Consider the following 13,210-nt stretch of genomic DNA (forward strand, 5'->3'; position numbering starts at 1 on the left):
ATCTAATAAAATGTTTACCCCGAAAATAGGCAAATGTGCCTAGATTCGGGGTATTTTATTTGCCTTTTCCTAAGCTAATTTATTGAAAGTTAATCACCTAGAATTTACAGGGATGGCCTGGGTAGTGAAAATATTCCGGATTTGGCTAATTTGGGGGGGGATCGATGAAGTTTCTTGGAAGAAAGAAAATCGAACGATAAAATGGTATGTGATTTTTTCCACCCCCTAATTCCCCCGCCGGCGGGGGATAGTACCCGGACACATGCGATAAAATCAGCAGATTGTCTACCATTTCCATCTCAATACCCCGAAACATCAACACCTTAACACGTTTCCACGTTCACACTTTCACACATCAAAACATTAACACCTGTCCACATCACCGTCCCATATACTTCCACAGCAAAGTGCGGCTCTGCCGCTGCACCTTACGTTTCAGAAAGGGCGTAAAACCCGTTACTGATCTACAAATATTTTTGCAGCTACGTCGCTGATATCAATAAGGGCATAGCCCTGGAGATAAAATGGGATTCCTCCATCAAGTGATACGGCGAATTCAAATAGCGATTTTAAGGCATCTGGTTTACGATGGTACATTTTAAAATTAGATTATAGCTTTGCGAGGGCACTGAATCCGATCATTGAAAATGCTAAAGTTGAGCTTAGAAGCAGGCTGAATGCTAAATGATATAATTTCTTCCACCCCCTAATTCCCCCGCCCGCGGGGGATAGTACCCGGACACTGGCGATAAAATCAGCAGATTGTCTGCCATTTCCACCTCAATACCCCGAAACATCAACACCTTAACACGTTTCCACATTCACACTTTCACACATCAAAACATCAACACGTTTCCACCTCAACGCCCCATATACTTCCACAGCAAAGTGCGGCTCTGCCGCTGCACCTTACGTTTCAGAAAAGCCGTAAAACCCAACAATTTGCCGGTAGCGCCGAGCGCCATGGAAGACCAGCGCCACATGCTGAAGGTATCTTTTTGGTCGATGATGAGGCCGTCCTGGAAGCGGAAGCGGCTGTTGATCTTATTGTGGACCGGACGTTTGGTTTTGGAAAAGAGGTACTTGGCTTCCCAGTAAGCGCTGCCGGTGTGATCATCCGCCTGGATCTGGGAATAAGTGATATCCAGCTGGCCGGCGGACCTTTCCAGCAGCATGGTCCACATCTGACCGACTTCATCTCCCTTTAGCTTTCCGAAGGCGGGATCTTCGAAAGTGGCCTCGGGATGATAGCAGGCGCGCATGCCGGCGGCATCGCCATTTTGAAAGGACTGGTATAATTTTTCCAGCAGTTGATGGTTGGGATGTTCACTCATACCATCAAAGATAAAAAAAGCCGGGAACCGCCTTTAATTTGGCAATTCCTAAATTAAGACCTTACTTTTGGGATTCGCAAATGATTCCTATCGACTACACTCAATCCATTATCACCATTTAAACCGAGATATGTACCGCATAGTATTGTCCCTATTGATGTTATGTACGGGCCAGTTGATCATGGCCCAATCCAGTGAACTGTCTGCGCTGCAGCAACAAATAGCTGCGAAGATCGGCCCGGTGGAGGGCGCCAGGTCTGCATATACACAGGCGTGGAGTTTCGATCCGGCCACCCCGGATCAGGTAAAACTGACGGTGGAGGAAACCGATAAGAAAAAAGGAAAAACGGAGACGGCCACTTATCAGTTCAGCCTGGTCGATCTGGACGAAAATCTGGTGCGGGATGAAACCCGGCGGGACCTCAAATTCATTACTGCCGGGATCGGAGGTAAACAAAAAATGGTGGATGTTTATGAAAATGGCGAGCCGCAAAATTACGAAGATGAGGTCAATATCCTGGTTGCGGATTCCAAAGCGGCCCGGGAACTGCAGGAACTGCTGAAAAACGCGATAGCTCTGGCCAGATCCCAGGATAAAACACGCCTGCAATTCGGGAGTTTCGAAGAAATGGACATCTGGCTGCAGGACCATATCAAAGATTTTAAACAGGAGGATAATTACTACATGGCCGCCTTCAAGCCCAGCGGATCGGAGAAGATCATCTACGATTACAACCTGCGCAGAAGGGATAGCCGAAATGTAGACAAATTCCAATACACTTTTAACCTGGCCGATCTGGATCCCAACCGGATCCAGCTGGAGGTGCGGGGCCGCTCCATTGCGGTCAACGCCAAAACCGAACGGGATCAGCACTTCGTGACCGTATTCGATGACGAACAGCCGGACAATTTCGACGATGAGATCAATTTTCCGATGGAGAGCATCGCCGCGGCCCGCGATCTGGCGGCCGTACTTCGGATGGCCATCCCGGAAGCGGTAAAACTGCGGACCGAAAGCCTCATCCCGATGGATGACCTGACCGCCGGGCTGAGCGATTTCAGCGAGCAGGTCCGTAGCTTTACTCAGGAGGGTACCACATTCGACCAAAAGTTAGATAACGGTTGTTTGACCACTTATCAGGTGCAGGAGACCGGTAGCAACGGCAAAACCGAAACGGCTACTTACGAATGGAACCTGGGGGACCTCGGACCGGATGAAGTTGCCATTAAAGTAGCCGGGAAAGACATCTATGTGGTGGGAGAGATCAAAAACGGAGAAAACCTGATCCAGTACTTCCGGGACGGAGAGCAACGCAATTATACCGATCAGGTGGATATCCGGGCCGAAGGGGTCGAAAATGCCAAATCACTGGCGTTTCTGCTGAAACAGATCGCCAAAGGTTGCGATGAGCAACAGCGCCAGATGCTGGGCGGTATGGAAAAGGACGATCCGGCCGCCTGGATACAGTCCGAAGTGCAGGCGTTTAAAGATCCGTCGGAGCCCGCCTATCGCCAGGAGATCGCCATTGACCGGGACAACTGTTCCCTGGTATTGACGACCGTCAGCCCGAAGGGTAGGGGCGAGGAGAAAATGCGCTACGAGGTACTGCTCCGAAACCTCGACAGCGCAGTCTTCAATCCCGAGGTTTCCGGCAAAGAGGTCCTGGTCGAACTTCCGACCCGCGAGGGCGAAGATCACATCAAAACCTATAAGAACGAGGCCGTCGAAAAATTTACCAACAGCCTGCAGATCCGCGTGAAAGACGTTGCGGCTGCGCGCAGTCTGATCGCCGTATTCTGGCAGTTAATGGAGGATTGTGCCGAATGATTCGGGTGCGGCGCGGCTTAGCGCAGCTCCTTAACAAATATTCGCGGATTATTCGGTAACTTTGTTGTGGCGTCATAACAACGGCCCTTCATTTGGCGTTTCTTTCAGGCATAAGCAACATACTACAGTAACTACCAATATCTTACTACGGATCTAACCCCACAGAACACTTTGAGCTCGGTTCGAAGGGCAAAAGGCATATCTGAATGTGATCTTTTCCGTTCAGATCTGTTCAAAACTACTTTATTGTTCAGGTAATGCGGCATATCATAATCCTATGGCATATTCTTCTGATGCCCCTGTTGGGGTACAGCCAGATCTGTGGAGTCGTCGATACGACGATCGTCTCCCAGGGGGCGGTGGAGAATATCTCCATCGACATTGCTCCTGGTGATCTGGTCAACGATGATCTTTCCGATCCGAACCAGGGATTATGCGGTATCGAGATCAGTTTCGTGCATCAATATGTAACGGACCTTGGTTTATCACTGGAATCTCCTGATGGCCAAGTCGTACAACTTACTGGGCCTACTACCATCAGTACGGCTGTTCCTCCCACTTTTGGAGCTAGTTGGAGAATTACTTTTCTTCCTTCCTCAGAAGTCGCCGTTCCCGATCCGAATTTCACTTCCAGATGGAATAATAATCTCAATAGCGCTACTTTCCAGGCAGGCGGCCAATATCGTGGCTCTTATTACCCCTTTAATGGCAATCTGGAAGATTTTAATACCGGTACTGTTTCGGGTACCTGGACCCTACGAGTAGATAATAGCCAATCTTTTAATGGGGGAGCTATTCTCGCCATCCGCTTGATCTTTTGTGACCCACTGGGACAGGATTGTTGCTTCGCCGATGCCGGACGACTGGACGATCCGGATCTCGATGCGTGTATCGGAGATCCGGACCTCAACTTCGTTCCGGAAAGTCGCTATAGTTTCCCCCCGCCGGATACAGATCTTTATGGTTTTACCTATCTGGTGAGCCGGGACAGCATTCTGCTGGCTTACGATAGTACGGAAGTGGACCTGACGGACATGCCGGCCGGCACCTATCAGGTTTGCGGACTTTCCTATCTCCGGGCGGATTCTTTACTGCTGCCCCAACCGGACGGCCAGTATTCCCTGAAAGAAATGTTCAGTGATCTGAATAGTCTGTCCCCCTCTTTCTGCGGGGACCTGACGGGAGATTGCCAGCTGATCGTGATCAATGAACCGCCGCTTCCGGTAGACCTGCCGGTAGTGATCTGTGAGGGAGAAACCTTCACCTATCAGGATAGCACCTACGATCAGGCGGGCACTTTCCCGTATATCTTACAGACGGCCAGCGGCTGCGATAGTCTGGTCAATATTGTGCTGACCGTAGTGCCTACCCAAACGGTTGCGGTGGATAGCACGATCTGTGCCGGGGAGACCGTGCAGATCGGCAATTCGGTCTATAATACCACCGGTATGTATCGCGATACCCTGCCTTCCGGCATTGGCTGCGATAGTGTAGTGGTACTGGACCTTGAAGTGGTACAGGATATAATCGTCAGCCTGGATACCGTCATTTGTCGGGGAGATTCCCTGGTGGTCAACGGCCAGGCCTATTACGATACCGATAACTTTCAGGTCACCTTACCTTCCTCGCGGATCTGCGATAGCATCGTTATGGTCAATTTGCGGGTACTCGATCCATTGATCGAACTGGCTCCGGTAGATACTATCACCTGCGCCCGGCCCACCGTCACCCTGGATGCCGGTGCGTCCACGCCTGTAGGATCGGTTATTTTTGAATGGCAGGACCTTGCAGGAGCAAGCCTGGGAATGGCTGGTACGCTAACGGTCGATGAACCCGGAGACTATGTCCTACTGGTTTCGGAGGAAGTGAATGGGCAACGTTGTACAGTCCGCGATACCGTGCGGGTGGTGGCCAATGAATCCTTCCCGGTAGCGGATGCCGGACCGGATCAGACCCTTACCTGCGTGCAGGAGATCCTGACGCTGGGTGGCAGCGGCACCAGTATCGGTAGTGAATATATTTACGAATGGACTACCGATACCGGAAACTTCCTGGACGATCCGGATATTCCGGCTCCCCGCATCGACGCGCCGGGGCATTATACCCTCATCGTAACCAACACAAGTAGCAATTGTATGGATACTTCGACGGTGATGATCGACGCGCTGCAGGAGTTGCCGGCGGTTTTTACCTCACCGGATACCACCATAACTTGTACGAATCGCAGCCTCTTACTAACCAGTGATGGTTCTTCGCAGGGGGCTATGTTTGAATACGAATGGCGGAACAGTCAGGGAGATGTACTGGGGAATGATCCCAGTCTACGGGTAGCGGCTGCGGATACTTACCGCCTGATCATTCGCAATACGCTGAGTTCCTGCACGGATAGCGCGGAGGTCAGTGTAGCGGTCGATACGCTCCTACCGCAATTTTCGATCGATGCGCCACCGGCCATTAACTGTGACCGGCCCACCATCCGGCTGAACGCCGTAGCGCCCGCGCTGGATACGGATGTGACCATCACCTGGGACGTTACCGATGGCGGCAACATCCAAGCGGATGCCGGCACGCTGACACCTCTGGTGGATGCCGCGGGTACCTACACGCTCATTCTGAACAATACGCGTAATGGATGTGAGTCTTTCGCCAGCGTGGAAGTGGCGGATATCCGCAACACGCAGACGGCTGCACCGCTCGTGCCGGACATTATCAGTTGCGGGGTGAGCAGTGTGGTACTGGATGCCGGTACTTCCAATTCGGGCCCGAATGTCGTTTACCAATGGACAACCTCCGACGGACAGTTCGTTGATCTGTCTACCGGCCGCACCGTTAGGGTGAACGCCGCGGGTACCTATACGCTCACCGTGCTGGATACCATCTCCCGTTGTTCGGATATGGCCAGTGTGGAAGTATTCCGGGATCTGAACAGCCCGGTGGCGGAAGCCGGGAATGGCTTTGCCGTCGATTGTGCAATGGGCCAGGATACCCTGCGGGGTACAGGTTCTTCCGAGGGGGTTGATATAAGCTACACCTGGACCGGACCCTGCCTGGAAAGTAACCCGGATTCGCTCTGGGTAGTCGCTTCCTGTGCCGGCATGTATTATCTGGAAGTAACGGACCTCTCCAATAACTGTTCGGTGATCGATAGTGTGGAGGTGGTGCTGGATCAGAATGCGCCCATTGCCGCGGTTCTTCCGGTGGATACCATTACCTGCGCTGCACCGAGCGTACTGCTGGATGGCTCTCCTTCCACTCCGGCTAATGACTTGCAGTTCAGTTGGACCGGTCCGGGGATCACTGGAACGACTACCGATCCTGCCGTTTCGGTGGATATTCCCGGCATTTATCAGCTAGTGGTAGCGAACGCACTCAACGGTTGCACGGACACCCTGGCAGTGGAGGTGGCCATGGAAACCGTTCTGCCCTCGGCCGACGCGGGCGATGATCTCACCCTGACCTGCGCGATCACCGAAGGGATGATCGGCGGCCCGAATACATCTACGGGCCCGGATCTTTCCTACAGCTGGATTGAGATCGAAGGACAACTGCCGGGAGCCACGGATACACCTGTCGTCCCGGTAGACGGAGCCGGTATCTTCCGGCTGATCGTAACGAATAACCGCACCGGCTGCCGGGATTCTTCCCAGGTTGTGGTGGTGGAAAATAATGAATTGCCCGGTTCGAATGCCGGACCGGATCAGGAGATCAATTGCAGCAGCGATCGGGTGGATCTGGATGGCTCCAATTCGGTCCAGGGACCAGATATTGTTTATACCTGGAGCGGACCCTGCCTGATCGGTCGCACCGATTCGATCGGTGCGCGGGCCGATTGCCCGGGAACTTACCTACTGGAGGTGACCAATATGGTAACGGGTTGCAGCACGATGGATTCGGTGGTGATCACCCTGAACCCGGCCGCTCCCTTCGCCGTGCTGCCGGATACGGCTAGTATTGATTGTGCTGCCGGTACGGCCACGCTCGATGGCTCGGCTTCTTCCACCGGTTTTTACGAATGGACGCTCAACGGGGCGGTGGTCTCCGCCGGGGCTAATCTCATCAATGTAGCCGAAGTTGGGGTGTATTACCTGTCCGTAGAAAATCAGGATGGTAGCTGTACCGCTCAGGACAGTATGGTCGTGATCGGTAATTGCCAGCCCGAAGCCATCATTCTGCCTTCGGATGACCTTACCTGTGAGGAACCCACCGTGGTTCTCGATGCCGGAAATTCCCGGGGACAGGCTTTACGTTACGAATGGACCGGACCGGATCCCGGATGTATCGTCGGTGGGCAGGGAACGCCCCAACTGGAGGTGAGTTGCGGAGGCACCTATACGCTTATTCTGACCAATGAACAGGTCATGCTGAGCGATACTCAAACGGTAACGGTAGCCATGGACGACAATATGCCCGTGGCGACGGTCGGTCCGCCGGACACCCTGAACTGCGTGCAAAATGTAGCAACCCTGGATGGTTCGGCCTCCACTACCGGCCCTAATATTGTTTATCGCTGGACCCGGGTTTCCAACGGCGCCCTGATCGCCGAAACGGCAACGGCGACCACCCAGGTGCCGGGCACCTTCGTCCTCGAAGTACTCGATACGGTTTCCTTATGTAGTAGTACGGCCAGTGTGAGGATCGTTGAATTTAATTTACCCATCAGTCTGAGTTTCGGAGATAGTGTACTGGCCTGTGGTCAGGATACTTTTGCTTTGACGGCTCTACCGACTCCGCTGTCTGATTTTTATACCTACAACTGGAGTGGACCGGAAATACTGGTGCCGTCGGATAGCGCCACGGTGCTGGCGGGCGAGGTGGGAGCCTATTCGGTAACTGTAACGGACCGCAGAAGCGAATGCACGGCCACCGCTACGGTCAATCTCACCGAAGATCAGCAATGTGCTCCCTGCGTAACGATAGCGACTCCCGATACCCTTAGCTGTGCCCGGATGGAAGTAAGCCTGGAAGCTGCCTTTTGTCGTCCCTGTACGGGCTGTGCCCTGCAATGGACCACCGCCGACGGGAATATCGTAGCCGACGGGAATACGCTGCAACCAACGGTCGATGCCGTGGGCACCTACCGGCTGACGGTGATCGATCTGGAAGGATTCCAGACGGATGTCGACGTAACGGTAGTGGAGAATAATCCATTCCCGCCGGCCGGTGCCGGACCCGACCGGATCATTACCTGTGATAGTATGACGGTTACCCTGGGCAACTCCGCCGGCGTGCCGGATCCGAGTCATGCTTATGAGTGGTCGAGCCCGGATGTTCCCGGGTTTAGTGATCCCGCTACCCGAACGGCGGAAGTAAACGAACCCGGTACCTACGTGGTCCTGGTGACCGATATCAATACCGGATGTTTTACCCGAGATACGGCCTTAGTAACGATCGATACCCTGCGTCCCCTGGCGAATGCCGGACCGGATCAGATGCTCAGCTGCAATGATCCCTTTGTGATCCTGAACGGAGGCGGATCTTCCAGCGGTAGTGAGTATCAGTTTACCTGGTCGGGCAGTGATGCTGCCGCCTGTCTGCAGGGAATGAATGCGGTCAATCCCATCGTAAACTGTCCGGGTACCTATTATCTTGAAATTAGAAACCGCAATACCGGTTGTAGCGATCTCGATACCGTGCAGGTATTTGCCGATGACGATCTGGCGGTACTTACGCCATTTCCCGATACGGCGCTCAGCTGTAGTGTGGATAGTGTTACCCTGATCGCCGGATTGGCGGAACCCGAAAATTATGCTTACCGTTGGTGTGCTCTGGATACGAACGGCCAGGAGGTAGCTTCTTCCTGCCGTGATAGCTTGCGTTTGCCGGTCGGCACTACCGGAGCGTACCGGTTCACGGCCATCAATGACAATACCGGTTGTGAATCGACTTTTACGGTTAATGTAGCGGACGAGCGAGACTTACCGCTAATCGATGCTGGTCCGGATCTTCGCTTCCGCTGTACGGACGATAGTCTGCTGGTAAGTGCCGAGACCGGACAGGATCTGATTGACCTGGATATAGCGTGGACCTCCCTGGGTAAGCTTCCGATCGGGAACGCCAATACCCTCAATCCGATCATCTACGCTGCGGATACCCTGCTGCTGACCGTTACCGACCGCCAAAGCGGCTGTACGGCAATGGATTCCGTAGTGATCGCGCCGGACCTCAATGCCCCTGCGGCAGAAGCCGGTGCGGATACGGCACTCACCTGCCTGGTCACCAGTCTGCAACTGCAGGGTGGCGGCAGTTCCAATTCCGGTAATGCACTGACCTACGCCTGGACCACGGCGGACGGTAATATTCAGGCTAACGCCAATACAGCTACGCCGCGGATCAACCGGCCGGGTACTTATTTGCTGACCGTAAGCAATGCGCAGAACGGTTGTACTGCCACAGATGCCGTGGTGGTCCGCGATGAGCAGTCCGCACCGGTAGCATCCATCGCCGATCTGGGCTCCTTGCAGTTTAGTTGTAATGTCGATACCCTATTGCTGGATGCTTCCGGTTCCGTTGCGGCTGGCGGCGGACCGCTCGATTATCTGTGGACGATCGTTTCGTCCGGTAATCTGATCGGACCTACGGACCAGCCGACGATCCAAACCGATGCCATTGGTACCTACCGGCTGATCGTGTCGGATCCCGGTAGTAGTTGCCGGGATAGCCTGCAGTTTACGCTCAGCGCGGCTTTCGGGGCACCGGTGATCCGGATCGATGCACCGCAGGTGCTGACCTGCTCCCGCGATGAAGTGATAATCGATGCTTCGGCTTCGGAATTCGGCAGTAATTATACCGCTACCTGGATGGATGATCAGGGCAATGTGCTGCCCGCAAGCGGACTCAGCCTTGCCGTCAGCGAACCTGGTAATTTTACCTTACAGATCGATAACTTGCAAAGTGGCTGTACCAACCTGAGCCAGCCGATAAGCGTGCGCCAAGATACGACCGCGCCGACGGTAGTGATCTCGCCGACCGATCTGCTGGATTGTACCATTACCTCCGTTACGCTGGACGGATCGGCCTCTTCCGGCAGTGCTTCCCTCACCTACCAATGGACTACCGCCGGGGGGATCCTGCTGAGCGGAGACCATCAATCGCGGGCTACTGCGGGTGGGGCCGGTACCTATATCCTCGAAATTCAGGATGTGCAAAATGGGTGTACAGCCTTGGACTCCATCCAGGTAGAGGCGATCACCGCTCCGATAGCAGGACTGGATCTGCAAATGACTTCGCCCGGCTGTACGAATGCTGCCGGCGGGAGTATTCTGGTCAATGAAGTGATCGGTGGAACGGCACCCTTTATTTTCCAACTGAACGACGGCGCCGAAGTCAATACCGGAACTTTCACTCAACTCCGTACCGGAACCTATACGGTCCGGGTGCGCGATGTAAACGGATGTGAATGGCAGGAAGAACTGGTCATCCCGGAAGCGGCACCCATCGATGTGGATTTGGGGCCGGATCTTACGATTACCAGTGGAGACAGTATAGAACTGATCGCCCAGACCAGTAGCCGGGATATCGTCAGTTACCGCTGGGAGCCGGCCATCGCCGACGGATCGATGGTAGTAGTAGCTCCGGAAGTAACGACCAGCTACGGGATTACCGTAACGGATGTGAATGGCTGCTCGGCAACCGACCGGGTGCGGGTGATCGTGAAAAAAACGAGGTCCTATTTTATCCCTAATGCCTTTTCACCGGACGGCGACGGAAGCAACGATCGCTTCATGGTAATGACGGGGCCAGATGTGGTCAATATTCCCACCTTCCGGATCTATGATCGCTGGGGGCATCTGGTCTACGAACGGCACGATATTCCACCGAATGATCCGGCGCTCGGTTGGGATGGACGCCACAACGGCAGTATTATGAACTCCGGTGTCTTTGTCTATTATGTAGAACTGGAATATAACGACGGAACGATGGAAATCGCCCAGGGAGACGTGGCGCTGTTGCGTTAGAGATATACCTGCAGGTTGAAAAAAATAGCCCAGCCGATCCCGAATAGCAGCGCGACCTGATCTTCCTGGTCTTTGGGTTGAACCGGCAAAGGCACCCCTGCGTAGTCTCTCCTGATCCTTCTCTTGATAATGAGCCGAAAAACTTTCCTGGTTAATTCTCCGATGAGGATCATTCCTAAAAAGAAACCTATGGTTGGACTGATGTATTGATCCTTAGCGATAAAATCCAATGGGCCGAGCCAATAGCGCCAGCTGATGCTCAACCCGAGCAGGATGAGCACCGCGACCTTGTTCTCCGCCTTGACCTTTTCACCGAAAAAAATCATTGGAAATTGGCATTAGCCATGCTTATTCACGGCTTAGGATAGCAAAGGAAAAAAGATCACCGGAAAAATGATGGCGATCATGATGGCCGCCAGCCGCCAGTAGTAACTGGAAATATACAAGCCGGTCAGCACCAGCAGATCATCCTGCTCCAGGATCGTCATTTCCCCCCGGCCGGACCAGCCCCGAAAATGGACAATTGCTCCGTCCTGATCGGTGATCTTCCACCGCGTTTCCCAGATATTGGAAAAGGTCCAGTAGAATTGCTGGTCTTCGAGGTGGATGGTAGCCTTGGGATACCAGGGGTTAAAGGTAATGGTGCCGATGGGGCGATTGCTTTGGGTTTCCAGCATATTGATACGGGTGTGCAGTCCTTCGCAACGCTGAAAAGTAACTTCCTTATTGTTCAACCGGCCGTAGGCCTTCCGGGAAAGCTCACTGTCCTTCAGGTGACCCACCGGGAATCCGGCAGCGGAAAGCTCATAGGTACATTTAAACAATCCCTTTTTCCATTGCAGTGTACTTTGCATGATTATTTGATTTTGGTTGCTCCGGCTGTCACCGGTAAATCATTATTTATTGTCTTTAATCTCTCCGATAGCTTTGCTCACCTGACGCATATTGCGGCGGTAATACCGGATGATCAGATAGAGTAGCGGTGGAGTAACGAGTCCGCAGGTGAGCAAAGCCCAACCGTAGGCGGCGAAATCCTGCAGCAGATCTTTTCCCAGGAACAGTTGAAAAACCACCGGCAGTAGAAAAAACGGCATGATCAGATTGATCCGGATGCTGAGTTTTTTGTACAGGCCGAGCAAAGATTTCAGCGCGCCGAAGTCTTCGAGTGTCTGCTGGTAGCTGTTCTTGGCCAGGTCGATCCGGCGGGCGTGGCGGATAATGCGTCCGCCCATCACAATGCTCAGCAGCAGGATAAGGGCGGTAACAACTCCGCCGGTGATGGTCAGCCAGTTGTCCAGTTCGTGAAAGCGAACGAGCAGCAGACCGAGTACGGCAATCGTAAATACCATCCCAATGCCTTCCATAAGGATGATCCGCCCCAGCCGGGAACTCGAACGTTCGTGGGCCATTTTCAGGATCATGCGGTCCGTCACTTCCTGCTGCCGGTCGAGCCGGGCACTCATTTCGGACCATACCGCCTTCATTTGTTCTAATTCCATGCTCGCTTATTGATCTTGGGTTAACTGAGCCTTCATTTTTTGCCGGATCCGCGAGATCCGGGTGCCGACATTACTTTTGGAAATGCCGATAATTCCGGCAATCTCTTCGTGACTTTTTTCTTCCAGATACAACAGAATGATCCCCTTATCCAGATCATTCAGTGTTTCAATGTAGCGGTACAGCATTTTTACCTGTTCTTCAAAAACGGGATCGGTACCTTCGGCGTATCGTAGTACGACCTGATCGATCGGTACGTGCTGGGTTTGGCGTTTTTCCCGGCGCAACCGGGTGATGGCCGTATTCAGGGCAATGCGATAGATCCAGGTGCTGATCCGGGCCTGTTGCCGGAAGGTGCCGAAGGCCCGCCAGAGCTGAATGACAATCTCCTGGTAAAGGTCCTGCTGATCCTCCAGTGTACGGGTGTACACCGTGGAGACCTTGAAAATGATGGCTTCATTTTCCTTAACCATTTGAGAAAACTGGTCTTCCAGCGTCATTCAGGAAACTGTTTTATAGCGTTAGTCGCAATGGACGGCAGAAAATCACACTTTTTTTAAATTTTTTCGGCAAATGACCCGAAAAGGCAGTTGGTT

At 53.2% G+C, this 13,210-nt stretch carries 7 protein-coding genes; 2 read left to right on the plus strand and 5 right to left on the minus strand.

What is annotated here, in order from left to right; translation table 11 throughout:
- Nucleotides 1-860: 860 nt before the first annotated feature.
- Nucleotides 861-1,334, minus strand: coding sequence for a nuclear transport factor 2 family protein (locus CRP01_RS39900; RefSeq protein ID WP_099155709.1), 474 nt, complete (start codon nt 1,332-1,334; stop codon nt 861-863).
- A 130-nt stretch (nt 1,335-1,464) separates the two neighbouring features.
- On the opposite strand from CRP01_RS39900, the gene CRP01_RS39905 reads away from it, so the two are divergent.
- The gene (locus tag CRP01_RS39905) at nt 1,465-3,162 is read left to right on the plus strand and encodes a hypothetical protein (protein ID WP_143473747.1); all 1,698 of its coding nucleotides are present in this window, start codon (nt 1,465-1,467) and stop codon (nt 3,160-3,162) included.
- 257 nt (nt 3,163-3,419) lie between these two features.
- Complete coding sequence (locus CRP01_RS39910; RefSeq protein WP_099155711.1) at nt 3,420-11,117, plus strand: gliding motility-associated C-terminal domain-containing protein; 7,698 nt, start codon at nt 3,420-3,422, stop codon at nt 11,115-11,117.
- Here the strand turns inward: CRP01_RS39910 and CRP01_RS39915 are convergent.
- Genes CRP01_RS39915 through CRP01_RS39930 form a run of 4 tightly spaced genes read right to left on the minus strand, consistent with a single transcriptional unit; the run spans nt 11,114 to nt 13,114 of the window.
- Nucleotides 11,114-11,443, minus strand: coding sequence for a hypothetical protein (locus CRP01_RS39915; RefSeq protein WP_099155712.1), 330 nt, complete (start codon nt 11,441-11,443; stop codon nt 11,114-11,116). The two genes, CRP01_RS39910 and CRP01_RS39915, sit on opposite strands and share 4 nt — an antisense overlap.
- A gap of 33 nt (nt 11,444-11,476) precedes the next feature.
- On the minus strand, nt 11,477-11,971 hold the full coding sequence (locus CRP01_RS39920; protein ID WP_099155713.1) for a hypothetical protein: 495 nt from the start codon (nt 11,969-11,971) through the stop codon (nt 11,477-11,479).
- Between the two features lie 42 nt (nt 11,972-12,013).
- Nucleotides 12,014-12,616, minus strand: a complete 603-nt coding sequence (locus CRP01_RS39925) for a hypothetical protein (protein ID WP_099155714.1) — start codon at nt 12,614-12,616, stop codon at nt 12,014-12,016.
- A gap of 6 nt (nt 12,617-12,622) precedes the next feature.
- Complete coding sequence (locus CRP01_RS39930; RefSeq protein ID WP_099155715.1) at nt 12,623-13,114, minus strand: RNA polymerase sigma factor; 492 nt, start codon at nt 13,112-13,114, stop codon at nt 12,623-12,625.
- Nucleotides 13,115-13,210: the final 96 nt, after the last annotated feature.

Source organism: Flavilitoribacter nigricans DSM 23189 = NBRC 102662, assembly GCF_002646595.1.
In the GTDB taxonomy this organism is placed as follows: domain Bacteria; phylum Bacteroidota; class Bacteroidia; order Chitinophagales; family Saprospiraceae; genus Flavilitoribacter; species Flavilitoribacter nigricans.